Annotated in this window: 21 protein-coding genes; 11 read left to right on the top strand and 10 right to left on the bottom strand. The window is 62.3% G+C overall.

Going from position 1 to position 25,182, the window contains the following annotated elements; all coding sequences use genetic code 11:
- Positions 1–207 precede the first annotated feature (207 nt).
- The 10 genes from HCO70_RS02840 (at position 208) to HCO70_RS02795 (ending at position 11,388) form a co-directional block, all read left to right on the top strand.
- The gene (locus HCO70_RS02840) at positions 208–447 is read left to right on the top strand and encodes a hypothetical protein (RefSeq protein WP_216665240.1); all 240 of its coding nucleotides are present in this window, start codon (positions 208–210) and stop codon (positions 445–447) included.
- An 82-nt stretch (positions 448–529) separates the two neighbouring features.
- Positions 530–2,086 (top strand): arylsulfatase, encoded by a 1,557-nt coding sequence (locus HCO70_RS02835; RefSeq protein WP_172292869.1) that lies wholly within the window; start codon positions 530–532, stop codon positions 2,084–2,086.
- Positions 2,087–2,163: 77 nt separating this feature from the next.
- Positions 2,164–3,141, top strand: a complete 978-nt coding sequence (locus HCO70_RS02830) for an HAD family phosphatase (RefSeq protein ID WP_172292867.1) — start codon at positions 2,164–2,166, stop codon at positions 3,139–3,141.
- A complete protein-coding gene (locus HCO70_RS02825; protein WP_172292865.1) occupies positions 3,131–4,147 on the top strand; it encodes a MoxR family ATPase in 1,017 nt (338 codons plus the stop codon). Before HCO70_RS02830 ends, HCO70_RS02825 begins: the two co-directional genes overlap by 11 nt.
- Positions 4,147–5,124 (top strand): DUF58 domain-containing protein, encoded by a 978-nt coding sequence (locus HCO70_RS02820; protein WP_172292863.1) that lies wholly within the window; start codon positions 4,147–4,149, stop codon positions 5,122–5,124. The genes HCO70_RS02825 and HCO70_RS02820 overlap by 1 nt, the downstream gene beginning before the upstream one ends.
- A complete protein-coding gene (locus HCO70_RS02815; protein WP_172292861.1) occupies positions 5,121–5,582 on the top strand; it encodes a DUF4381 domain-containing protein in 462 nt (153 codons plus the stop codon). Before HCO70_RS02820 ends, HCO70_RS02815 begins: the two co-directional genes overlap by 4 nt.
- A complete protein-coding gene (locus tag HCO70_RS02810; RefSeq protein WP_172292859.1) occupies positions 5,579–6,592 on the top strand; it encodes a VWA domain-containing protein in 1,014 nt (337 codons plus the stop codon). The genes HCO70_RS02815 and HCO70_RS02810 overlap by 4 nt, the downstream gene beginning before the upstream one ends.
- The gene (locus tag HCO70_RS02805; protein ID WP_172292857.1) at positions 6,589–8,160 is read left to right on the top strand and encodes a VWA domain-containing protein; all 1,572 of its coding nucleotides are present in this window, start codon (positions 6,589–6,591) and stop codon (positions 8,158–8,160) included. Before HCO70_RS02810 ends, HCO70_RS02805 begins: the two co-directional genes overlap by 4 nt.
- Entirely contained in the window at positions 8,157–9,401 is a 1,245-nt protein-coding gene (locus HCO70_RS02800) for a BatD family protein (RefSeq protein WP_172292855.1), read from the top strand. Before HCO70_RS02805 ends, HCO70_RS02800 begins: the two co-directional genes overlap by 4 nt.
- 19 nt (positions 9,402–9,420) lie before the next feature.
- Complete coding sequence (locus tag HCO70_RS02795) at positions 9,421–11,388, top strand: multiheme c-type cytochrome (RefSeq protein ID WP_172292853.1); 1,968 nt, start codon at positions 9,421–9,423, stop codon at positions 11,386–11,388.
- Between the two features lie 63 nt (positions 11,389–11,451).
- Here the strand turns inward: HCO70_RS02795 and HCO70_RS02790 are convergent, their stop codons facing one another.
- From HCO70_RS02790 to HCO70_RS02760, 7 genes are all read right to left on the bottom strand, one after another.
- Positions 11,452–12,168 (bottom strand): GntR family transcriptional regulator, encoded by a 717-nt coding sequence (locus HCO70_RS02790; RefSeq protein WP_172292851.1) that lies wholly within the window; start codon positions 12,166–12,168, stop codon positions 11,452–11,454.
- Between the two features lie 84 nt (positions 12,169–12,252).
- The gene (locus tag HCO70_RS02785) at positions 12,253–13,671 is read right to left on the bottom strand and encodes an amidohydrolase (RefSeq protein ID WP_172292849.1); all 1,419 of its coding nucleotides are present in this window, start codon (positions 13,669–13,671) and stop codon (positions 12,253–12,255) included.
- Positions 13,672–13,696: 25 nt separating this feature from the next.
- Entirely contained in the window at positions 13,697–14,461 is a 765-nt protein-coding gene (locus tag HCO70_RS02780; protein ID WP_172292847.1) for an ABC transporter ATP-binding protein, read from the bottom strand.
- Complete coding sequence (locus HCO70_RS02775; RefSeq protein WP_172292845.1) at positions 14,458–15,306, bottom strand: ABC transporter ATP-binding protein; 849 nt, start codon at positions 15,304–15,306, stop codon at positions 14,458–14,460. Before HCO70_RS02775 ends, HCO70_RS02780 begins: the two co-directional genes overlap by 4 nt.
- Positions 15,299–16,222: an ABC transporter permease gene (locus HCO70_RS02770; RefSeq protein ID WP_172292843.1), complete on the bottom strand. Its 924-nt coding sequence runs from the start codon at positions 16,220–16,222 to the stop codon at positions 15,299–15,301. Before HCO70_RS02770 ends, HCO70_RS02775 begins: the two co-directional genes overlap by 8 nt.
- A complete protein-coding gene (locus tag HCO70_RS02765) occupies positions 16,219–17,292 on the bottom strand; it encodes an ABC transporter permease (RefSeq protein ID WP_172292841.1) in 1,074 nt (357 codons plus the stop codon). Before HCO70_RS02765 ends, HCO70_RS02770 begins: the two co-directional genes overlap by 4 nt.
- Positions 17,293–17,295: 3 nt before the next feature.
- Positions 17,296–18,801 carry an ABC transporter substrate-binding protein gene (locus HCO70_RS02760; RefSeq protein ID WP_253913097.1) on the bottom strand — a complete coding sequence of 502 codons (1,506 nt, stop codon included), beginning with the start codon at positions 18,799–18,801 and terminating at the stop codon, positions 17,296–17,298.
- 299 nt (positions 18,802–19,100) lie between these two features.
- Here HCO70_RS02760 and pip point away from each other — a divergent pair, with 299 nt between their 5' ends.
- Positions 19,101–21,875, top strand: a complete 2,775-nt coding sequence (pip, locus tag HCO70_RS02755; protein ID WP_172292837.1) for a prolyl aminopeptidase — start codon at positions 19,101–19,103, stop codon at positions 21,873–21,875.
- A gap of 62 nt (positions 21,876–21,937) precedes the next feature.
- Here pip and HCO70_RS25085 read toward each other — a convergent pair whose 3' ends face one another.
- From HCO70_RS25085 to HCO70_RS02740, 3 genes are read right to left on the bottom strand one after another with little or no spacing between them, the layout of a single operon-like run.
- Positions 21,938–23,137: a mandelate racemase/muconate lactonizing enzyme family protein gene (locus HCO70_RS25085; RefSeq protein ID WP_172292835.1), complete on the bottom strand. Its 1,200-nt coding sequence runs from the start codon at positions 23,135–23,137 to the stop codon at positions 21,938–21,940.
- A gap of 48 nt (positions 23,138–23,185) precedes the next feature.
- Complete coding sequence (locus HCO70_RS02745; RefSeq protein ID WP_172292833.1) at positions 23,186–23,929, bottom strand: ribonuclease activity regulator RraA; 744 nt, start codon at positions 23,927–23,929, stop codon at positions 23,186–23,188.
- Positions 23,926–25,125, bottom strand: coding sequence for a mandelate racemase/muconate lactonizing enzyme family protein (locus tag HCO70_RS02740; protein ID WP_172292831.1), 1,200 nt, complete (start codon positions 25,123–25,125; stop codon positions 23,926–23,928). The genes HCO70_RS02745 and HCO70_RS02740 overlap by 4 nt, the downstream gene beginning before the upstream one ends.
- Between the last annotated feature and the right edge of the window lie 57 nt (positions 25,126–25,182).

Raw genomic sequence — 25,182 nt, 5'->3', positions numbered from 1 at the left:
GCGATAGCAAAACTATATGTCACTTACATAAAATCGTCAGCGGCATATGCACGTTAAGGGGGTACGAACCTGTTCGTACCTTCCGGCGGCCTCAGCACTTGGCCACCCTGCCTCTTGTAAAGTTTTCGCTCGACTCACGGCAGATTGCCGCGGTCGTCAACCGGGTAAGCATTCCGGATCTGATTCATGGGGGGATTTCGTTCAGTCGTGGACCGTTTCCCGGCACGAGAGCTCGACATTCATCGGGCCTGTGCCCGCGACGAAGACTTTCGGTCGATCTGCGTAGACCACGAGGAAGCTTCTGTCGCGCTTCGCCGCTTTCGCGAAAGCGGCGAGCAGATGGATGGAAGGGTCCGAGAGTATGAAAGCCTTCTCGAGGATCTGGCCGACGAGATCTGGTCCTACCTCGAACACGCCGATGCACGGCCGAAAAAGGACAAGGCATGACCCGAGCGCAAAGGCCCCTCCCGGCAGCGGATCGCGGGGCCGATTGGACGTTAACCATCACTGCACCAAAGGGAGCAAAGTTATGACACCTAAACGAATACTGGTCGCGACAGCTGCCGCCGTTTTCCTCGGCGGTCCGCTGGCGGCCCAGGACGCGGGCCCACCGAATATCCTGGTCATCTGGGGTGACGACATCGGCCAGACGAACCTTTCGACATACAGCTTCGGTTTGATGGGATACGAGACGCCCAACATCGACCGCATCGCGGCAGAGGGTGTCAAGTTCACCGACTATTATGCCGAGCAGAGCTGTACTGCGGGACGGTCGACGTTCATTACCGGACAATCGACGCTTCGGACCGGACTGTCCAAGGTCGGTCTGCCAGGCGCCGATGTGGGCCTACGCACCGACGACGTGACAATCGCGTCGGCGCTCAAGGACCTCGGCTACGCCACCGGACAGTTCGGCAAGAACCACCTTGGCGACAAGGATGAGTTTCTGCCGACCGCGCACGGTTTCGACGAGTTTTTCGGCAACCTCTATCACCTCAACGCCGAAGAGGAGCCGGAGAACTTCAACTACCCGACCGATCCGGCCTTCCGTGATCAGTACGGCCCGCGTGGCGTGATCCGGTCTTCTGCCGATGGCGAGATCGAGGATACTGGCCCGCTCACACGCAAGCGGATGGAGACGGTTGACGACGAGACCTCCGCCGCCGCCATCGACTTCATGAACCGGCAGGTGGAACAGGGTACTCCGTTCTTCATCTGGATGAACACCACGCGGATGCACTTCCGCACGCACGTTCGCGAAGACCACCGCAGCGAACCCGGACTGACCGCGCTGACTGAATATGCCGATGGCATGATCGAACACGATGCGGTTGTGGGTTCGATCCTGGATGCGCTCGAGGAGTCGGGCGTTGCCGACAACACCATCGTGATCTACTCGACGGATAACGGCCCGCACCAGAACTCCTGGCCAGACGCGGGCACTACCCCGTTCCGCAGCGAGAAGAACACCAACTGGGAAGGCGCGTTCCGCGTGCCCGCCATGATCCGTTGGCCCGGCCAAATCGAGCCCGGCACGGTCAAGACCGGTCTGTTCTCTGGCCTTGACTGGTTCCCGACGCTTCTGGCCGCCGCTGGCGACGCGGACATCAAGGACCGCCTGCTTGCCGGCACCACGATCGACGGTGCCGAGTACAAGGTCCATCTCGACGGCTACAACCAGTTGCCCTACCTGACCGGCGAAAGCGACGAGAGCGCGCGGACCGAATTTTTCTACTTCAGCGACGATGGCGACATCATCGGCCTGCGGTACGAGAACTGGAAGATGGTCTTCGCGGAACAGCGCGAGACCGGCACGCTGAACATCTGGGCCGAGCCGTTCACCAAACTGCGCATGCCCAAGATATTCGACCTGCGTTCCGATCCCTACGAACGGGCCGACATCACCTCTAACACCTACTGGGACTGGATGATCGACCACGCTTATCTGCTGGTTCCGGCACAGGTTGAGGTCGCGGAATTCTTCTCGACCTTCGAAGAGTTCCCGCCGTCGCAGGACGCCGCGAGCTTCTCGGTCGACCAGATCCAGGCGGATCTCGAAGAAACGCTCAGCGGCATGAGCCGGTAAGCGCCCGAGCCCCCCAGGTCCGCGAAGACTTCCCTGGCTTCGCGGACCTTCATTCCCTCTGACCGTTCGAGGCTGACATGCGCACCACCGTCTTCACCATTGCCCTCGTGGCGTTGCCAGGTATCGCCTTCGCGGACCCGTTGCCGTCGTGGAACGAGGGCGACGCGAAATCCGCGATCATCGCCTTTGTCGACGGCGTCACCGATCCCGGGGCGGATACCTACGTCACCCCGGAGGACCGCATTGCCGTCTTCGACAATGACGGCACGCTCTGGACCGAGCAGCCGGCGTATTTCCAGCTTCTCTACGCGGTCGACGTCCTGCGCGAGAAAGCCGCCGCGGATCCGTCCACCCTGACTTCCGACATCCTTCAGGCCGCGAATGACGGCGACATGGAAGGGATGCTGGCCAACGGCAACGAGGGCCTCATCGAGATCATCAACATCTCCCATGCCGGCATCACGCCCGAGGACTTCAAGGCCAGCGCTTATGAGTGGCTGACAACTGCCACGCATCCCTCCACCGGCAAGACATATGCCAGCATGATCTACCAGCCGATGCTGGAACTGCTGAGCTATCTGCGCGACGAGGATTTCAAGACATACATCGTTTCTGGCGGCGGCATCGATTTCATCCGCGCTATCGCAGACGACGCCTACGGCATTCCGCCGTGGCAGGTCGTCGGCAGCGAGGGCGACACGAGCTATGCGGTATCCGACGACGGTACGCCGACGGTGACCAAGAATGGCGGGCTCACCTTCGTCGACGACAAGGAAGGCAAGCCGGTGGGTATCATGAGCCATATCGGGCAGCGCCCGATCTTTGCCGGCGGCAATTCCGACGGCGACTTTCAGATGATCGAGTGGACGACCGCGGGCGATGGCCCGCGCTTCGGGCTGCTGATCCACCACACCGATGCCGAACGCGAGTTCGCCTATGACCGCGAGGGTCACATCGGCACCCTGAACCGCGGGCTCGACGAGGGCCCGGACCGCGGCTGGGTTATCGTGGACATGGCGCAGGATTGGGAACAGGTCTGGCCAGATGGCGAGTGACGTCGCCGCCGACGTTGCCGAGACGGACGACGCACGCGTCGCAATCGACGCCCTACGCGACCGAATGGGCGAGGCGATCATTGGCCAGCGCGAGGTCGTCGAACGGTTGCTGATCGGCCTGCTGGCCAATGGCAACCTGCTGGTCGAGGGGCTGCCGGGGCTCGCCAAGACCCGTGCCATCAAGGCTCTGGCGAGAAACCTCGAATGCGACTTCAGCCGCATCCAGTTCACGCCGGATCTTCTGCCTTCTGACGTGACCGGAACCGAGGTCTATTACCAGTCCGACAGCGGCTCGGAATTCCGGTTCGAACAGGGTCCGATCTTTGCCAACATCGTTCTTGCCGACGAGATCAACCGTGCTCCGGCCAAGGTGCAGGCGGCCCTGCTGGAGGCCATGGAGGAGCGGCAGGTCACCGTCGCCGGCAAGACGCACCGAATGCCGCCGCTTTTCATGGTGATGGCCACACAGAACCCGGTTGAGCAGGAAGGAACCTATCCGCTGCCCGAGGCGCAGATGGACCGGTTCCTGATGCACGTGCTGATCGACTACCCGCCCGTTGACGACGAGGTGGAGGTCATACGACTGGTTCGTGGCGAGGAGATCGCCGCCCAGACCGGCGCTGCGCAAACAGAGCCGCCAGCCCCGATCCAGCAGGAGGCGGTTTTCGCCGCTCGGCGTGCCATCGGCGAGATCCACGTGGCACCGGCCATGGAGCGCTACATGGCAGACCTGGTGAACGCCACGCGTCACCGCGATGGCTATGGCGATGATCTGAAGCGCTGGATCGAGATCGGAGCATCGCCGCGGGCCTCGCTGGCGCTCGACCGGTGCGGGCGCACGCAGGCCTGGCTTCAGGGGCGGAACTACGTCGATCCGGAGGATGTGCGCGCGATTGCGGCCGATGTGCTTCGGCACCGCCTGACATTGACCTACGAGGCTCAGGGCGAAGGGGTTTCGGCCGACCTTGTGGTTCGCGAACTCATCGCGCAGGTGGCGCTGACCTGATGCGGGACACCGCCGCACGCATCCGGACGGGAACGCTGCCGGGGCGGCCGCGGCAGGAGACGGACCGCCGTATCGCCATTACTCTCGGACACCTCCTGTCGCTCGAAGGCAGAGCACGGTCCCTGACGTTCCTGTCGCGTCAGCCGGCACGCTCGGTCCTGAACGGCCGCCATGCGTCGCGGCTGCGCGGGCGCGGCCTGAACTTCGAGGAGTTGCGAAATTACCTGCCGGGCGACGACGTCCGGTCAATTGACTGGAGAGTGACCGCCCGCACCGGTGAACCCTATATCCGCGTGATGACCGAAGAACGCGACCGCCCGGCGCTGATTGTCGTGGATCAGCGTATGTCGATGTTCTTCGGTTCCCGCCTGAACATGAAATCCGTCACGGCGGCAGAGGCGGCCGCACTGGCAGCCTTCCGCATTCTCGATCAGGGCGACCGCGTCGGCGGAATTGTCTTCGGCGACGAACAAATCGCGGAAATCCGGCCGCAGCGATCAAGGCGTGCGCTGCATCGATTCCTGACCGCCCTGTCGGATGCCAATGGTCTATTGCACGCGGAAGCTCCCGACGTGCCGCCTTTGCCGATTTCCCGTGTCCTGCGGGCCACGTACCGGATTGCAGCCCAGAACCATCTGATCATCGTTCTGTCGGACTTCGACGGTATCGACGCGGAAGCCGAACTCCTGATCTCCGGCCTGTCCCGGCATAACGACCTGATCCTGGTGCTCGTGTCCGACCCGATGGCCGAGGAACTGCCCGAGGGCCTGCGCCTTGTGGTTTCGGACGGCACATTACAGGCGCAGATCGATACCGCAGATCAGGCGCAGCACCGGGCCCTGGCCGACATGGCCCGGGGGCGTCTCGCCGAGGTCCTGGACTGGCAGCGCCGCTTCGGCGTGCCAGTCCTGCCGCTGTCGACCGGGGAAGAGACGCTGCCGCAGGTACGCCGGCTCATGGGTCTGGGTCCGCGATGAACCCCGACGAAACAGAACCCCAGAACCTGATCGATCTTCTGAACCAGTTGATTGAGCCGCCGGTACCGGAGCCTGTTTCGATGGCACCGCAGACCGCGGGCTGGTGGGTGCTGGGCGCGCTGGTCATCGCGGCATTCGCCTATGCGCTGTGGCGTCTCTGGGCGGGCTGGCGGGCGAATGCCTACCGCCGCGAGGCGCTGGCCAGTCTCTTGGAGGCTGGAGATGATCCCGCCGCGATCGCGACCGTCTTGCGGCGAACGGCGCTGGCCGCCTATCCCCGCCGCGATGTCGCCGGTCTGTCCGGCGCGGACTGGATCGCATTTCTCCAGTCTACCGGAGACTTCCCGGTGGCTGCGGGTCCGGCGCTGACTCATGCGCCCTACGCCAAAGCCGTCGACGCCGCTTCGCTTCACGATGCTGCGGACCACTGGATCCGCAAGCACGGGAGGTTCCCGTGATCCAGTTCGCTTTCCCCTGGGCATTTGTCCTGTTGCCGCTACCCATCCTTGTCTGGCGCTTTCTCCCACCATATCGCCACCGCGTAGAGGCATTGCGGTTCCCCTTCTTCCGCCGGATCGCCCAGGCCGCCGGCGCCGAAGCGAAACCGGGTGCGGTCGTACTGGCGAGGACGCGCCTGCAGATGATGGCAGCCATCGCCGTATGGGTGCTGACCTTACTGGCACTCGCCCAGCCGCAACGCGTCGGCGCGCCGATCGAACAGACCAAGGCCGCGCGCGACGTCGTGCTGGCCATCGACATCTCCGGATCCATGGACGCCCGCGATTTCGAGAACGAAGAAGGCCAGCGCGTCCAGAGACTTGCAGCGGTGAAAGACGTGGTCTCGGAATTCATCGAGGGCCGCGACGGCGACCGAATGGCGCTGATCGTTTTCGGGACGAAAGCCTATGTGCAGGCCCCGCTGACCGAAGACCTGGAGACGGTGATCGCACTTCTCGACCGGACCGAGGTCGGCATGGCGGGGCCGCACACGGCGCTGGGAGACGCGATAGGGCTGTCCATCAGAACCTTCGAGGCCTCGGAAATAGAGCAGCGCTTGCTGATCCTGCTATCCGACGGTTCGGACACCGCATCCGCGATGTCGCCGGTGAACGCCGCCGAAATCGCGGCGAGCGAGGGTGTGGAGATCTACACTATCGGCGTCGGCGATCCGGATGCCACCGGAGAGGACAAGGTGGATCTGGCGGCCCTGCAGGATATAGCTTCACGCACCGGCGGTGCCTATTTTTACGCCTCTGACGAAATGGCGCTGACGGCCGTTTACGACAGGATCGACGCGCTTGCGCCGCGCGAGACCGAGACCCTGTCCTACCGCCCACGCCGTTCGCTGGCGCATTGGCCGATGGGACTGGCGGTTCTGATCGGGATAGGAACCGTTGCGGCGCTGCATTTCTCATCTCGCCGCCGTGTCCGGTTAGAACGGCTACGTCCTGCGGAGGCGAATGCATGACGAACCTGTCCGTCGCATTCGAGGCTTTCCACCTGCTGCGCCCCCTCTGGCTACTGGCGCTTCTTCCCATCGCCGGACTCTGGTGGGCCGTGCGTTCGGCCATGACAGGGCGCACGCCTCCGACGGACGGGTTGGCCCCGCATCTGCGCGCCGCGCTGACTGTGGGTGCTGCAACACGGCGCCGTGTCCTGCCGATCGACCTGGTGGTTGTGGTGCTTACACTGCTGGCACTCGGTGCCGCCGGCCCCACATGGTCGCGCCAGCCCAACCCGTTCGTCGCCCAGTCCGCGCCGCTGGTGGTCGCGCTTGAGGTGACCCCGTCGATGGAAGAAACCGATGTCGCCCCCTCCCGGCTGGAACGCGGCAAGCAGAAGATCCGCGATCTGCTGGAGCTTCGAGCGGGGGCTCGCACGGCGCTGGTCGCCTATGCCGGCACCGCGCATGTCGCGGTCCCGATGACAGAGGACCCGGGCGTCATGTTGCCGTATCTCACCGGGCTTGTTCCGGACGTCATGCCCAGAGACGGCACGAACGCCGGTGAGGCGCTGACGCTCGCGCAGTCCCTCCTTGCACGGGAAAGCAGCCCCGGCGTCGTTCTTTTCGTGGCCGACGGGATCGACCCTGCCGACACGGCCGCGATATCGGATGCCCGATCGATGGTCCTCGCCGTTCTGCCCGAGGAGGTGGGCGACCGCGGTATCGATGCGCTGGCCAACGTACCGGTCATAGAACTCACCCCGGATGCCGGCGACGTTACGCAGATCGACCGGATGTTAGATGCCGAGCAGGCCCGCGCGTTACTAGAGGATGACCAGCAGCCCTGGCAGGATCGAGGCGCCCTGCTGGCCTGGCCCGCCGTTCTACTGACCCTGTTGTGGTTCCGGCGCGGCTGGACGATGCGTTGGGCCGTGCTGGCCGCGCTCGCACTGATGCTGCCGGCACCACAAGCCCGGGCCGACGGCATCGCAGACTGGTTCTTCACCCCCGACCAGCAGGGCCGCCTTGCGTTCGAACGCAATGATTTCGGACGCGCAGCCGAGTTGTTCGTCGATCCGTTGTGGCGCGGTTATGCCCTCTATCGCGACGGCCAGTATGAGGAAGCGGTGGAAGTGCTTGACCGCGTCGAGACGGCAGAAGCCTCCTTCATTCAGGGCATGGCCTACATCAAGTCGCGCAGTTACCGCGAAGGGGTTCGCGCTTTTGAAACCACATTGGAACGCGATCCCGATTATCCGGGGGCAGAAGAGAACCTCGCGACCGCGAACGAGATCGTCGAATACGTCGAGACCGCCCAGGAACAGTCCGATACCGGCGAAGACATGGGCATCGGCGCGGATGAAGTCGTTTTCGACAACGAGTCGAACCGTGGAGCCGAAACGCAGATGGAAGTGGCCGAAGACAGCGGCCCGGGAATGCTGACCACGGAACAGTGGATGAATACGGTCGACACCAGCACCGGCGATTTCCTCAGGAGCCGCTTTGCGCTCGAGGCGGCACAGGAGACTGGCGAAGCTGCCGCTGATGGCGGGCCGGCCAACGAAACAGGAATGGATGGAGCCACGGAATGATCCGACCGCTGCTCGCCGTTCTGCTGATCATTCTGGCCTCGCCTGTCGAGGCGCAGGAGCCCATTTTGCGGACGGAGATGGAAGCGACCGAAGCGATTCCCGGTCAGCCAGTTTCTCTCCGCCTAACAATTCTCGTGCCCACCTTCATGCCGGAGTCCCCCGTCTGGCCGAGTTTCGAGGCGCCAAATCTCCTGGTACGCATCGGATCTTCGGGCCCGACCAGCCAGACGATTGACGGGGCCACCTGGTCCGGCGTCACCCGCAACTACCTGCTGACCCCGATGGTTCCGGGAAGCATCGATCTGCCAGCACAGCAGATAGCCGTGACATGGGCCGACCCGGACACGAACGCGCCGCTGGAAACCTCGCTTGCGACTGACCCGATCACGGTCACAGGGACAGTGCCTGAAGGTGCCGAAAACCTCGATCCGTTCGTCGCAGCCGATGAGCTTACGCTGGAGCAAGTCTTCGACGGCACTCCTGCGGGCATGCAGCCGGGCGACAGTCTGATCCGAACGATAACCGCGACGATCCGTGGCACGTCGCCGATTTTTCTACCGCCTCTGCTACCGTCGGCGACCGTCGATGGTCTCCGCGCCTATCCTGACGAACCGGTGATTGTCGAGAGCGAGGATCGCGGCGTTATCACAGGCACGAGAACCGAAAAGATCACATACGTTGCCGAGGGCGGTGGTAGCGGCAGTCTGCCAGCCGTGTCGCTCGACTGGTACAATCTCGACACCGGAAAAGTGGACATAGCCGAGGTCCCTGCCATTTCCGTCTTGGTGGAAGGTTCTCCTGCCGCGCCGGCTGCCCCACCGCGAGACTGGCGTGTCCTGACAGCCGCCGTGATCGGCGTCGGCCTGCTATGCGCGCTCCTGATCTTTGTTATTCGCCGCATGCGACAACCCCTTGCCACATGGATGGCGGAACGCCGCGCCGCGCATCTTGCTTCGGAGACTTACGCATGGAACGCACTGTCACGGGTTCTGCGCATCCGTGACCATGCGGCCCTTCGTCCGGCGCTGGACAGATGGGCCGCGCGCAGTCCCGGGGCGGATCCGCGGCGCGATCTGCGCGTGGCCGCCGCCCTTACCGATTTGGGCGCTGCCAGATACGGTGGCGGCTCCGACGAGGCCGATGGCTGGAAGTCGCTTGAAAAGGCGCTAACCGAATTCCGGCGGCTTGCGCGGCGCAGGCCAATGCACTCGGCACTTCCGCCGCTCAATCCTAGCACGTGATGACCCGGCGGAGGACGACATGATGCTCCGGCGGATCGTTCTGCACTATCTGCTTCTTTCCGCTGTCCCGGCAGTGGCGCAGGAGGCTCCGGCTTATGTCGGATCGGAAAACTGCATCGATTGCCATACCGATGAGGCGCGCGCCTGGTCCGGTTCACACCATGCTCTGGCCTGGACATGGCCTTCGACCGAAACCGTGGTGGCGGATTTCGACGGCACGACGTTCAGCCTAGGCAAGATGACGGCGCGTTTCAGCATATCGGAGGCCGGCCGTTACCATGTCGATGTGACGGAGACCGATGGCACGACAACGGGCTACGATGTCCATTCGGTCGTCGGTATCGAACCGTTGCAGCAGTATCTGCTCGAAACCGAGCCCGGCCGACTGCAAAGCTTCGATGTCGTCTGGGATACGGTAAATGATCGCTGGTTCCACCTGTATCCCGACCAGGATCTTCCGCCAGATGACGGCCTTCACTGGACAGGGCCATACAAGACCTGGAATGCGCGCTGCGCGGAATGCCACGCGACCGGCTTTGAGAAAAACTACGACGCGGAGAACCGCCGTTACGCTTCAACGCAGTCCGAAATCGGTGTCGGCTGCGAGGCGTGTCACGGCCCCGGGTCGACGCATGTCGCATGGGCCGAATCGCTGGAAACCGCACGCGCGGCGCCGACACCCGACAATTACGGCTTCTCCATGGATTTTTCTGATGCTGAAGCCACGGTGCAGCAATGTGCGACCTGTCATTCGCGCCGCGAGGCGTATCTGGACGGCAACCCGCAGCCGGGGACGCCTTTCCATGACTCGTACAACCTGTCACTGCTTCGACCCGGACTGTACCACCCGGACGGGCAGATCCTTGACGAGGTTTATGTCTACGGATCTTTCCTTCAGTCAAAGATGTATGCCGCAGGCGTAACCTGCACGAAATGCCACGACCCGCATGGCGCCGGCCTTGTGTCCGAAGGCAATGCCGTCTGTACGCAATGCCATAGCCCTGCCGGCAACCCGGATTTCCCCAGACTGCGGCTCGCCGATTACGATACACCAGATCACCACCACCACATAACCGACACCGCGGGCGCGGAATGCAAGTCCTGCCACATGGGCGAGCGTGTCTACATGGGCAATGACTGGCGAGCGGATCACTATTTTCGGGTTCCGCGCCCGGATCTGACCAGGGCGACTGGCGCACCTGATGCTTGCACGGGCTGCCATGACGACCGGTCGCCGGACTGGGCCGCTGGACAGATCGCGAACTGGTTCCCCGATCCGACACATCGGGGCAGCAACTATGGACCCGTCCTGGCAAATGGCCGGGAGAACCCCTCGGAGGCATCGCTCGATCTTGTCGGGGTCGCCCTGGACGACGGCAATCCGAACATCGTGCGCGCGACGGCGCTATGGCTGTTGGAACAAGCGGCAAGCCCCCAGGTCGCGGGCCAGGTCGCGCCCTTGCTGGAGGATCCGGACCCGCTCGTCCACGCGGCCGCCATCGGCGTTCAACGTTTCGCGGAACCGCAGGACCGGCTGTCCCGGCTGCTCACGCCATTGACTGACCCCGTGCGATCCGTTCGAATTGCGGTCGCTCGGGCACTGTTTGACCTGCCATTCGCGTCGCTTCCCGAAAAGATACGAGAGGACTTGCGCGCCGCGTTGTCGGACTGGCGGGGCTCCCTGACAAACCGGCTGGATTTCCCAGAGACACATCTTCAGATCGCCGGAGTCTCTTTGACTCTGAGAAATTTCGACGCCGCAGCGAATGCATTCCACGAAGCCGTCAGACTGGACCCGCAACGAACCGAAGCCTGGATCATGATCGCGCGGATCCGCAATGCGATGGGCGCGGCTCCAGAAGTTGTGGAGGAAATTATTGATGATGCACTCGCGGTTAACCCCGGCGATGTTGCGCTGCTGTCCATGAAGGCAGAGATCCAAAGCCGCAATTCGACAATGGATCTGCTTCCACCGACCAGTGACTGAAAGGTTTGCAGCCTCTGCTTCCGCCGCATTGAAGTGAATGCGACCGCCGAACCCCGCAATCCTTCAGAGACTTTGCTCGCCGTTCTGTTTCAGCTGCTGCAGCGCCGAGGCCAGTGCGGTCGACATGTAGTGCCGTATCTCCGCTTCGGCGCCGGCTGCATCTCGCGCCGCAACGCGTTCACGGATCCGCTCAAGTTGCCCGACACCGACCTCGGTCTGTCCCGGCTGCGCCAGCGCGAGGACGCGCACCAGGGTTATGCGGGCGTTCAGTTGGGCCAGGAGTTCGCCAGCGATCACTTTGTCTGCCGCTTCGTTCATGTAGGTGACGAAGCGAATGGACAGATCGATCACGGCCTCGATGTCTCTATCCCTCATCGACTTGTCGAGACCGCCGATGATTGTTCGCAACCGCTTGATCTGCGCATTCGTGGCCTTCTCGATGAATGCGCGGACGATCAGCGTCTCCAATTCGGCCCGTATCTCGTAGATTTCCCGCACCATCTTTTCAGTTGGCCGGGCGATACGCAGCCCCTGATGCGGCACGACCTCGCCCAGCTTTTCGGCATCGAGCTGTCGTATGACCTCCCGCGCGGCAGTCCGGCTGATACCGTGGGACTCGCAGAGTTCCCTTTCGGTCAGCCGGCTACCCGGCTCGATCTTTCCAAAGGCGATATCGCGCCGGACTTTGTGCAGAACGTTCTGCCGCACCAGTGGAAACTGGGACGAAACCGCGTTTTCGCGCTCCTCCGTGGCCGAGCTCCGCCTGCCCTGCTCCGTCAATGACGCCTCCTCTTAGCGATGCGGTCTTGCCCTCCAATCTGCCGCAGGATCAATAGCGCTCGCCCCTAGAACGGAACACTTCCGCTATTCAGCTGCGACTGGCGGTCGGGTTTCTGCCGGGATCGGGCAGGTATAGGGATACTCCGCCAAGTGGTCCCGATGCGCCTTCTTCGCCGCCGCCCTCAAAACGTCGCTGGTCATCGCAGCCCGCGCGGTTGCCGCCATGACCTTGGCCGCATGTAGCATCCCCTTGTGGGCAAAAGGTTCCTTGCCCTGGGCCGTCAGTTGCCACGTGTGAAACGGCGTACCCATCGCGCAGGTTGCGACACGCGCCTGGACCGTCGGCACGGCCCAGCTGACGTCCCCCACATCGGTGGAGCCCATTCCTCCCCCGAACGGCCGGTCCAATGGGGCCACGAATTCACAGATCGCCATGTCATAGTCGGGTTTCATGCTGAGGCGCCGAAACGTGTCGGCGATGTCGTCAGGCGTCAGCGTCTTGCGGATCTCGTGCGCGAACGCCAGGTCCGCGGCGTCGAACGGCGTTGGGCCCAGCGCATCGAACTCAGCCTGCATCGCTTCTTCCAAGGGGCGATTGCCGATCAGGTTCGACACCGCCGAGAACACCTTGGATTCGACCTTTGTCCCGGACATCAGAGCCGCGCCGTCCGATATGGCGCGCACGCGCGCCACCAGATCGGCAAGGCCCTTCAGGTCGCGGCTACGGACCAGTTGCCGGACTGTGGCCTTTGCCTGCACGACGTTCGGAGCAGGACCGCCAGCATCGAGATAGGCGTAATGAACCCGTGCATCGTCGGGCATATGCTCGCGCATGTAGTTTACGCCGATGTTCATCAATTCAACCGCATCAAGCGCCGACCGGCCCAGTTCCGGCGCACCTGCGGCGTGTGCAGCCTTGCCGGTGAAGGTGAAATCGATCCGCGTGTTGGCCAGCGAGTGTGCGTCATCGACTCCGTTGTAGCTCGCCGGATGCCACGTGATGGCGATATCGACGTCATCGAACAGGCCCGCGCGCACCATGTAGGTTTTCGCGGCGCCGCCTTCCTCGGCCGGACAGCCGTAGTAGCGCACGCGCCCCTCGATCCCCTCGGCGGCCAACCAGTCCTTCATTGCAGTCGCGGCCAGGATGGCCGCGGCGCCAAGCAGGTTGTGACCGCAACCGTGGCCGTAGCCCGTCTCGCTGATCATCTTCGGTTCGGCCAGGCCCGGTTGCTGGCTCAGTCCCGGCAACGCGTCATACTCCCCCAGGATGGCAATGACCGGCCCGCCCTCGCCTGCTTCGCCGATGACCGCGGTCGGGATACCCGCCGCGCTCTCTCGAACGCGAAACCCTTCGGCTTCGAGCATGGCGGTATGCGCGGCGCAGGATTGCTGCTCGGTATAGGCCAGTTCCGGCGTATCGAACACGCGGTCGGACAGGCCAATGAACGCTTCCCGTTTGGCCTCCACCAGAGACCACATCGGATTTTCGTTCGTCTTCATAGTTGTTTCCTTCCAGATCGGACGGTCATTCCGCCGCCAGTGCCACGCGGCTCGCCGTTATCAACTCGCGGGTGTAGTCTTGCTCAGCGTTCTGCGAACGCAGGTCGTCGGCGCTCAGTTCCTCGACGATCCTGCCCTGGGTCATGACGGCGATACGGCTGCACATATGCGCAATTACTCGCAGGTCGTGACTGACCATCACATAGGTAAGGCCCCGGGACAGGCGCAATGTGTTCAGCAGGTTCAAAACGCCCGCCTGCACGGAAACGTCCAATGCCGAGGTAGGCTCATCCAGAAGCATGATCCGCGGCTCCAACAGCAGCGCACGCGCGACCGCAACGCGCTGCCGCTGCCCACCGGACAGCTGGTGCGGATAGCGATAGGCGAATTCCGGAGCGAGCCCTACATCCGACAGCGCCTGCGCAATACGTTCGTCGCGCCGATCAAAACGGTGTATCTCCAGCGGTTCCATCAGCGTGGCGCGGATCATGCGCCGCGGGTGGAGAGAACTGTAGGGGTCCTGAAACACCATCTGAACGTTCTTGAAAAACGCCTTGTTTCTCGGACGCGGCGCTGCGCGTCCGTCGATCAGCACGCTGCCGTCGTATTCGTCGTTCAGGCCGGAGATGGCACGCAGTATAGTCGATTTACCGCTGCCGGACTCGCCGATGATCCCAAAAGACTCACCTGGCGCGACACGAAAACCAGCATTGTCCACAGCCTGTACCCGGGCCCGGTCACTGCCGAAGGCGACGGAAAGGTTTACTATCTCGAGGCTCGGCGCTGTCATGCCCGTCTTTCACTCAGCCATTCGGGATCGTGTTCAGGCACAATCAGTTCCTCAACCCTGCGGTCAAGCGGCGGCAGGCTTGCGTTCAGCGCGCGCGTGTAGGGATGTGTAGCCCTGGCCAGTTCATGCGCGGCCAGTTCCTCCATCACCTGACCACCATACATCACCAGAACCCGGTCGCAGAAATCGCCGACCAGCGGCAGGTCGTGGCTGATGAAGATGAGCCCAGCCCCCTGCGCTTCGACACGTTCGTTCAGGATATCCAGGATCTGGCCACGCACCGTAACGTCAAGGGCCGACGTCGGTTCGTCCGCGATCACCAGTTCGGGCGACGGGATCAGCATCATCGCGATCATCACCCTTTGTCCCATGCCTCCCGACAATTCATGCGGGTATAGCCGCGCAACCCGCTGCGGATCCCGTATCCGGACATCCTCCAGCATGGCCAGTGCGCGATCCCGTGCTTCGGAGCGCGACGCCCTGGTGTGGATGCGGCAGGACTCGACGATCTGAGATTCGACTGTCTTCAGCGGGTTCAGCGCATAGCGCGGATCTTGCAGCACCATCGCTATTCGCCCGCCGCGAATGTCACGCATTTTGCGTTCACTGGCGTTCAACAGGTCAACCCCGGATAGCTGCATCGCGTCCGCAGTTACCCGCGCCTTTGGCGGCAGCAGACGCATCACCGCACGCCCGGCCGTCGATTTACCCGATCCGGACTCGCCGACGATCCCCAGTTTCTCTCGCCCAAGTGCGAACGAAATGCCCCGCAACGCATCGCTGTAGCCATGCGCCGAAGGATAGGCCACACGCAGGTTCTTCACTTCCAGCAATGGTTCACTCATCACGCGGATCCAGCACGTCGCGCAGGCCGTCGCCAAGCAGGTTGAAGGCGAGGCTGACCAGCATGATCGCAGCACCCGGCGTCGCGGCCAGCCACCAGTTCGTTAGCATGAACTGCCGCCCCGACGCCAGCATCGCGCCCCATTCCGGGCTCGGCGGCTGCGCGCCCAGACCCAGAAAGCCCAGGCCCGCAGCCGTCAGGATTATGCCGGCCATGTTCAGCGTGATCCTGATCACGACCGAGGGCAGGCAGATTGGCATGACATGACGCAGGATCAGGCGTGTCGAGCTCGCCCCCTGGAGACGCGACGCAGCTATGTAGTCCGATTTGCGCACAGTCAGCGCCTCGGCCCGCGCCAGCCGTGCGATAGGCGGCCAGGCGGATAGCGCGATGGCGATCACCGCGTTCTCGATCCCCGGACCAAGCGCCGCAACAAAGGCTAGAGCAAGGATAAGCGACGGAAAAGACAGGAAGATATCGACCAGCCGCATCGCGACAATGTCGAACCATCCGCCCAGATAACCGGCCGTGGCGCCCATGATCAGGCCTATGGGACCGGCAATCAGCGCCACCAGCAGTGCCATCATCAGTGTAATGCGCGCGCCGTAGAGGATCCGGGTCATGATGTCCCGCCCCAGATCGTCCGTCCCCAGCGGATGCAGCATCGAAGGCGGTTGAAGCCTGACACTCAGGTCCTGTGACATCGGAGAATAGGGCGTCAGCAGCGGGCCAATTGCGGCGATCACCACCAGCAGTATCAGCACGATCAGTCCGGCCAGAGCGGCCCGGTTGGCCAACAGCCGCTTCCAGCCACGCCAGGCTGCCTGAGCGCGTGCCTGCCGCGGAGTGCTCGCCGCAGGCGCCTCCAGCCAGGCGCGCAGGGATGTGCGCGAGGAAGTAACGGGCGTATCGGTCATCGTGTCCTCGGGTCAAAGGCGCGATAGAAGATATCGCAGAGCAGGTTCAGCGTGATGAAGATCAAGCCGACGACCAGCGTGCAGCCCAGAACCGCGTTCATGTCGGCCCGGAGCAGGGCTGTCGTCAGATACCGTCCGAAGCCGGGCCAGGCAAAAACGGTTTCGGTCAGCACCGCGCCCTCCAGCAGAAACGCATAGGACAGCGCCACGACCGTGACGAGTTGCACCGCGATGTTCGGGAATGCATGCGACCATATCATCTGCGTGCGAGAAGCGCCCTTGGCCCGCGCTGCGACGATGTATTCCTGGCTGAACTGTTCCAACATGAATGAGCGGGTCATCCGGCTGATATATGCCATCGCGCCGTAGGCTAGGATCGAGGCGGGCAGGACGATGCGGCTGAAGACGTCCGCAAAAATGTCCCAACGCCCGGCCAGAGCAGAGTCGATCAGGTAAAGGCCCGTCCTTGGCGTCAGATCGTATTGATACAGAATGTCGATCCGCCCCGGCCCGCCGACCCAGCCAAGCCCGGCATAGAAAACTGTCAGTCCCAGCAGTCCGAGCCAGAATATCGGCGCAGAGTACCCGATCAGCGACAGTACCCGGACCACCTGATCTATCCATGTATCCCGGTTCGCGGCGGCAATAACCCCAAGCGGAATGCCCAGCCCGGTGCCCAGGATCATCGCCACGGTGGCCAGTTCCAACGTCGCCGGAAAGACCCTTAGAATGTCCTCGGTCACCGGCTTGCCACTGGTAAGCGATGTACCGAAATCGAATTGCAGGCTGTTGACGACATAGGTCAGGAACTGCTGCCACAGCGGCTTGTCGAGGCCGAGTTGCACAACCATCCGGTCATAGGCTTCCTGGCTGGCATCATCCCCCAGGATCGCCAGCACCGGATCGAGCGGCAGCAGCCGACCTATGAAGAACGTCAGCGCAAGCAGTCCCAGGATCGTTACCAGGACCGAGGCAACGGTACGCAGGACCTCGCGCGCCACCCTGCCCCACCGGATCGATGGGGCAGACTGGTTCGAGGCTGCAGAGCCGGCAAGATCGCTCGCCGACATGGCTCAGCCTTTCTCGATATCGGCGTAGTAGACGCGGAAGGCGTTCCATTTCCATGTGGTCACGGAACTGCCCAGTACGGCTGTGTCCAGAAGCTGGAACATATAGGCGAACGGTCCGTGCATCATGTGATCAAGCTGAAGCTGCTTGTACATCTCGATCTGCTTGGCTTCGTCCTTTTCGAACAGGGCTTCGTCCACGCGCTTGTTGAAGTCCTCGTTGTACCAGGATGCGCGCCAGGTCGGGAACATTGTCAGCCCCGCTTCATCCGAGTTGTCCGGGTTCACCGCGTGACGCGACAACATGCCATGTGCGTGCGGCACGGATGTCTGCCAGGACAGCATGATGGTGTCGAAATCCCGTCCGCGGAAGGCCGAGAACAGCTGCGCATTGGCCATCTGCTCTATCTGCAGGTCGATGCCAACCTTCGCGGCGTTTTCCTGCACATGCTGAGCGATAGGAGCCACGTAGGGTAGCGTGCCGACAAAGAGTCGCGCCGAGAAACCGTCGCCGTAACCGGCTTCGGTCAGCAGTTCCTTGGCCTTGTCGAGATCGAGCGAGAACGGTTGTCCCTCTTCCTCGTCCAACGCACCAAGCGCCCCCAATGGTACGACGCTTGCCCGCGGCACACCAAGGAACGCCATGACCGTGTCTGCCAAGGCGTCATAGTCGACCAGGTACTTGAAGGCGAGGCGCACGCGGTCATCCGCGAACTCCGGTTTGGCGCTGTCGAAACCCATGTAGTAAAGCTGATGGAGCGGTGTGGAAACGACTTCGAGGTCCGGGTTCTCTTTCAGGTCGCGCAGGTCTTCCGCGCCCAGGTCGCGCGCCACGTCGATATCGCCTTGCTCAAGTAGCAGCCGCTGCGCCTGCGCTTCAGCCACGTGGCGGATGATGATGCGTTTCAGCTTGGGGGCTGGGCCGTAGTAGTTCTCGTTTGCCTCGAGAATGACGACCTCGCCTGCATTCCACTGACGCAAGGCGAACGGGCCGACACAGGCGCTGTTCGTCGTCAGGTACTTGTTGGCATAGTCGCCATCGACTTCTTCGCCTTTCAAAAATTCGCTGTCCAGAACGTTTGCCACGCGGTTCGATGCCACCGCCTGAAGGATCAGGGCAATCGGATAGGGGCGCGAAAGGTTCATTTCGAAGGTGTAATCGTCGAGTGCGACAAAATCCGTTTCGGCCGTCTCTTCGCTGAAGCCATACTCGGTCAGTGTCGCAGCATTGCCGAAGCCCAGCTTCAGCACCCGTTGCATCGACCAGACGACATCTTTCGCAGTGACAGGGTTGCCCGATGGAAAGGTTGCACCTTCAACCAGATTGAAAGTGATCTTCAGGCCATCGTCCGACACAGTCCAGTCTTTGGCCATCGCCGGCACGACACTGGCCTCGTCTTCTGGATCGATCGAAACGAGGCTGTCACAGATGTTCTGGATCATCTCGTTGGTGACGACTTCGCCGATCTGTGCCGGATCAAACGTGCTGATCGCGTCGATGTTGCGCGCCATCAGAAGCGTATCAGCCGGCGTTTCCGCCAAAGCCGGCACGGCGCCCAAGGCGACAGCGGCTGCCACACACCTGAGGAAATTTGCGTGTTTTTTCATCGTTTTCGGATCCCTGTATGGAATATTTTCTTGGTGTGAGCGCAATTGACCGATTTCCAATAGCAGGCACTTGCGCTCATCGGGTTGTATGACAATCCTCCGCGTTAGAAGCGGAAAGAAAGACATAAAATTCTGGATTCCATCCGGTCAGTCTCGTCCGCAGCTGCCTACGCCCAAGAAACAACCCACCCGAAGGAACGAAGATGAATAATGAGGCACTCTATCCGCCGGTTCGCCCCTACGCGACGCACGAAGTCCGAGTCGATCCGCCTCATGTTCTCTATGTCGAAGAGTCGGGAAACCCGGACGGAATTCCGGTGGTTTTTCTGCATGGTGGACCAGGCGGCAGTGCGAAACCGCCGCAACGGCGCACCTTCGATCCGGCAAGATACCGCATCATCCTGTTCGATCAGCGCGGCTGTGGCCGGTCGACCCCGTCCGCCTTGCTGGACGACAACGACACCCAGGCACTCATCCAGGATATCGAACGAATCCGGGAACATCTGGAAATCGAAAGCTGGATGGTCGCGGGCGGCTCATGGGGCAGTTTCCTTACCCTCGCTTATGCCATCGCCCATCCTGACCGTTGCCTTGGTCTGCGAGTACACGGTGTCTTGCTAGGCCGCCCGCATGAGGTGCGGTTCTGGTTCCACGGTATCGGTACGCTGTTCCCGGATGCGTTCGAGGACTTTGCTGGCCATGTTCCCGAGGAGGAACGCGACGACCTACTGAAAGCTTACTACACACGGCTGATCGACCCCGACCCGGCGGTGCACATGCCGGCGGCTCAGGCGTTGCGCGGTTTTTCGGCCCGCACGCAGACATTGCTGCTGAGTGCGCCGCACGTGAACAACCTGACCCGGCCCAAGGCGGCACTGGAGATATCGCGCATTTTCACCCACTACTGCAGCAACAGTTTCTTCCTCCCGGAAGGTCATATTCTCAAGAACATAGATGCAATCCGCCATCTCCCCTGTGAAATCGTCCAGGGCCGTTACGACGTCGTGACGCCTGCGCAAAGTGCCTGGGACCTCCACCGAGCCTGGCCAGAGGCAAGGTTCACTTTGGTTGAACTTGCCAACCACGTGGCCACCCCCGAGGCACCCGATCTTAGCACAGCATTGAGGGCAGCCTCGGATCGGTTGGCAGACGGACTGGACCTTCCGCCAATCGAAACCTACCTTTCTCCGCGCGCCCACCAGTCTCCGGCAGTGTCCGAGGATGGCAACGTGCTGGCGTGGCTGTCCGATGAAACCGGGTTCGATCAGCTGTGGTCGCGCGATCTCAACGACCCGGATGCACCGCCAATCCTCCGCACGTCGCTGACCGAAAAGGTCGGCAGCTTCGCGTTCCGTCCAAAGAGCCGGGACATCCTGTTCACGACCGACAGCGGCGGTAACGAGCATCATCAGCTGAATCTCTTGCGCGAAGGCGCTGAAAGCCCAGAACCGCTGACCGAAACCCCAGGAACGGTGCATAATTGGGGCTGTTTCGATGCCGAAGGGAAACGCATCGCCTATGCGAGCAATGCCGCCGACGCCACCGCAATGCAGATCCATCTTCGCAATCTCGATAGCGGCGAAGACCGGGTCATCCTGACGGGTCCTGGCTGGCGGACGCCGCGCAACTTCACACCCGACGGCAGCGCACTGCTTATCGAGGAAAACCCCGACGGGATGTTTGATGCCAATCTGCTTCTGCTCCCCCTGGATGGCGGCGAGTCACGAACTTTGCTGCCCGGGTCCGGCGTTCACGGCACCGGGGCGCATATCAACGCCGCACGCTGGATCCGCAAGGGAGACGCCCTGCTGATGGCGACGGACCGCGATCAATCGTTCCACGGCGTTGCTGAGTTGGACCCGCAAAGCGGAGACCTGCACTGGCGCGCCCAACCGCCGGGCGATGTGGAGGCAATCGCGATAAGCAAGGACGAAACAACAATCGCCTATGCCTGGAACGATCATGGTTACAGCCGCCTGGTCCTGTTGGATAATGCAACTGGCGCTGAAACGGAGCTTGAGCTTCCCCAAGCGGGACGCATCACCACCCTGATCTTTGCACCTAAGCAGGATGCCGTCATCATCGCACTGACGAGCTTCCGTGGTCCGTCCCACATATTGCAGATCGCATTGGATGGCAGTGACACCGCCATTCTCTGCGCCGGAGCGCCGGTTCTGACGGAAGAAGACACTGTCGAACCGGATATCGAGAGCTTCACAAGCTTCGATGGCGCAGAGGCTCCGGCCTTTGTCTTTACACCGCGGACACCTGCCCCGCCCAGCGGCTACCCGGTCTTCTTCGTTGTCCACGGGGGCCCGGAATCGCAATACGCCGCGCACTGGCGGTCCGACGTTCAGTACCTTGCGCGACGAGGCTGGCTGGTCGTCGCTCCCAACGTGCGCGGTTCCACCGGGTACGGGCGCGACTGGCAGGCAGGCGACGATCTGGAAAAACGGATGGATGCGGTGCGTGACCTCAAGGCCATACGGGATGCCATTGCGGCCCGTCCCGATGTCGACGCCGACCGCATGGTGGTCTCCGGCCAGAGCTATGGCGGGTTCATGGTCCTTGCCAGCATTACCGAGTACCCTGAGGACTGGTGTGCGGCAGTCGATTTCTACGGCATTGCCGACTTCTACACGCTACTTTCGGCGACAGGGCCCTGGCGGCGCAAATTGCGCGCCGTTGAATATGGCGACCTGGATACCGAGGCGGGGCGCGCATTGCTGGCGCGGCTTTCGCCCTACCGGAAGGTCGACAATATCCTTACGCCCTTGTTCCTTGCACATGGTGGCGACGATCCAAGGGTTACACCGGCCGAAAGCGAACTGGTCTATGCTTCTCTGATTGGCCGGGGCCACGACTGCGAACTGATCCGCATCGACCACGAGGGCCACGGCTTCGCGTGGCGAAGCAACCGGGAAAAGGTGTTCTCCGCGATGATGCGCTTCGTCGAAACCAGAGCGCGTAAATCGTGAGCCTGTGGTCCGGCGCCGAATGAAGCTGACCGGACAGGTACAGTCGCCGGCTCGACCAGTTCTCAGTCGAAAAAGTCGGTGTCACCTTCCGTCAGGTACTTACGCGCCTCCTTCTCGAGCATGTTCACGCCAAGGCCGGGACGATCGGGAACAGCGATCCGACCATTCTTCACCGGCACTCCGTCGAACCCTTCCGTGATGTCGTACCAGAACGGTTCGAACCGGGCCGGATACTCGAAGGCGATGAAATTGTCCGGAAGCACAGCACACACCTGGATCAGGGCCGCCAGTCCGAGGATTCCGTTCGCCGTGCCGTGCGGCGCGATGGCGATGCCGTGAAGGTCGGCGTGCTCGGCCACCCATTTGATCTCGGCAAGGCCGCCCACATCGCAAGGGTCGGGCCCGATAACGTTGACCGCGTGGCTTTCGATCAGGTGCTTGTAGTTCTGACGAAGGTAGATCTGCTCTCCGGTGTGGATCGGCGTGGTCGTGGCATGCGTCACGTCGCGATAAACATCGTGGTTCACGTACGGCGAGTAGTCGCCGGTGATCATGTCCTCGATCCACAAAAGGTTCAGCGGTTCGACCGCCCGCGCAAATCGCAGCGCGTCCTGTGGCATGTATCCGGGGCCGGCATCGACAGCGAGGCCGCAGGCCGTACCGAGCGTTTCCTTTGCCGCCGTGACGCAGTCGACGAGGTATTTCATGCCGTCTTCGGTGATGACGCCCTTATGCGGATATGGGAACGGCGCATCCGTCTGCACTGACCCGTAAAAGAAATCCGGAACGTCGGCGACCATGGACGAGTGGAACGATGTCGGCAGCTTGAACATCGTGAAACCTTCGGGCAGCGACTTCCCGAACTCGGCCCATTTCACATAATCCGCTGGAGAATGGCCGACCCCGGCTTCACGATGGTAAAGCGTCCGATAGGTCCGCACCTCGTCGCGCACTTTCCCACCCAGCAGCCGGTGCACCGGCGCGTTCAAGGCCTTGCCCGCGATGTCCCAAAGCGCGTGCTCGATCGCGCTGACCGCCGAGCCGAAAGGCTTGAAGCCACCCCTCACGCGGATCCGGCGCATCACGCGCTCCACGTTCCGGGGGTCCTGCCCGACGATCCAATCCTTCAGCTGCAGCACGATGGGCTGGAGATATGGCTTCGGCGTCTCGATCTGGCTCCAGCCAGTGATGCCCTCGTCCGTGGTGATGCGGATGACGGGGCTGCTTGCGATGACGGCGCATTTGAGATCCGTGATTTTCACCGCTTGATCCTCTTTCCTCGATTGATTCGGATGGCGGGGCGCTCGGCCCTAACCCTGTTTCGCGGCTTTCCAGGCCTCGTATTCGGCCCAGGCCTCGGTGCCCTCACGCATCGGGTAGTAGCGGCGCAGGTCGCCCCCTTCAGAGAGTTTCTGGCGCGAGAATTCCTCCCACTCCACGTGGCCCTTGGCCCGGGCGAGCAGCTTGTCGACCATGCCGATGGGGATCACCACGGCGCCATCGTCATCAGCGACAATGATGTCGCCCGGGGCGACATAGCAGCCTCCGCAGGCGATGGGCACGTTGACGGCATAGGGGAAGATGTCGCGCTGGGTGTGGTAGTTCGGCGTGACACCCTTGATCCAGCAGCCGATGTCGATCTTCTGTATGTTCGGCCAGTCACGCAAGGCGCCGTCGATGACCACCCCCTGCCCGCCGCGCCCGTGAAGATAGGTCATCATCATCTCGCCGAAGACGCCGCTGTCGAGCTTGCCACGCGCATCCACCACTACGATATCGCCCGCCTGCGCGTGATAAAGCGCGTGGCGGTGAAGCTGTGACTCGGGATCCTTGTATTCGCTGTCCTCGTAAACATCCTCGCGGATCGGCATGAACTGAAGGGTCAGGGCCGGCCCGACAACGGACTTGCCTGGCGTCCAGGTCGTGACGCCTTCGATATGCGTGTTGCGGATGCCAAGGCGGTGCAGTTCGGCGCTGGCCGTCGCGGCACCGATATTGCGCAGCGCGTCGGTCACCGATTTGTCGGGGCGCACGATGTCCGGCGTATGGGTCATTCGAAGAAATCCTTGTCTTCTTCCTTGAGGTACGGTTGCGTCCGGTCCGGGTTCAGGTCAGCGCCCATACCGGGACGATCCCAGACGGTGATCATGCCGTCCTTGACCAGCGGATCCGGCAGCCCGTCGACGATGTCGAACCACCAGTCGGGACGTCCCGTCGGCAGTTCGAACCCGATGAAGTTGAGCGGCATCGTGGCTGACACCTGCACCAGCGCGGCAAGGCCGAGAAGGCCATTCCCGGTGCCGTGCGGCGCCATCATGATGCCGTGCAAGTCGGCGTATTCCGCGATCCACTTGATCTCAGCAAGACCGCCCACATCGCAAGGATCCGGCCCGACAACGTTCACGGCATGTCCCTCTATCAGCGACTTGAAATTCTGCCGCAGATAGATCTGTTCGCCGGTATGAATGGGCGTCGTCGTGGCCTGCGTCACGTCGCGATAGACGTCGGCATTGATCCACGGCGTGTAGTCGCCCGTGATCATGTCTTCGAGCCACATCAGGTTGAACGGCTCCATCGCCTTGGCGAATTTCAGGGCATCGATCGGGGTGAAGCCCGGCCCGCAGTCGAGTGCCAGCCCGACCTCGTCCCCAAGCTCTTCCTTCATCGCGGCAACGCAGGAGATCAGGTGGGACATGCCGCGCTCGGTCATCAGCCCGGTCGTGTGGAACCCGTGGAACGGGTTCGGCTTCATCTTTTCCCCGTAATGGAAATTCGGAACGTCGTCCTTCATCGGGCTATGAAAGGCGACGCCCATCTTCACGAAGGAGAAGCCATGCGGCAGTTCCTTCATCTGCCGGACCGCCTTGGCATAATCCTCCGGCATGGTTCCGTTCATCTCGGTCCGGATCGCGCCGTTATAGACCCGCACCTTGTCGCGGACCTTGCCGCCCAGCAGCTTGTAGACCGGAACCCCCGCGGCCTTGCCCGCGACATCCCACAGCGCGTGCTCGATCATACTGATCGCCGCGCCCCACGGTTTGAACGCCCCACGGCGGCGGATGCGCAGCATCACACGCTCGACGTCGGTCGGGTCCTCTCCGACGATGGCATCCTTGAAGTGCAGCACGAAAGGCTTGAGGTACGGCTTGAAATACTCGCCTTCCCCAAACCCCGAAATTCCCTCGTCGGTGATGATCCGGACAATCGGGTTATCCCCGATCACCGCGCACTTCATGTCGATTATCTTCATCGTATGCTTTCCCTCAATGTCGGTTCCCGTCACTGCCATTCGGCCGGGACAGTTCGG

It is taken from the genome of Pseudoruegeria sp. HB172150 (assembly GCF_013184805.1).
GTDB lineage: Bacteria > Pseudomonadota > Alphaproteobacteria > Rhodobacterales > Rhodobacteraceae > Psychromarinibacter.
The sequence above is the reverse complement of the archived record's forward strand: the minus strand, read 5'-3'. Positions and strand labels throughout refer to the sequence as shown.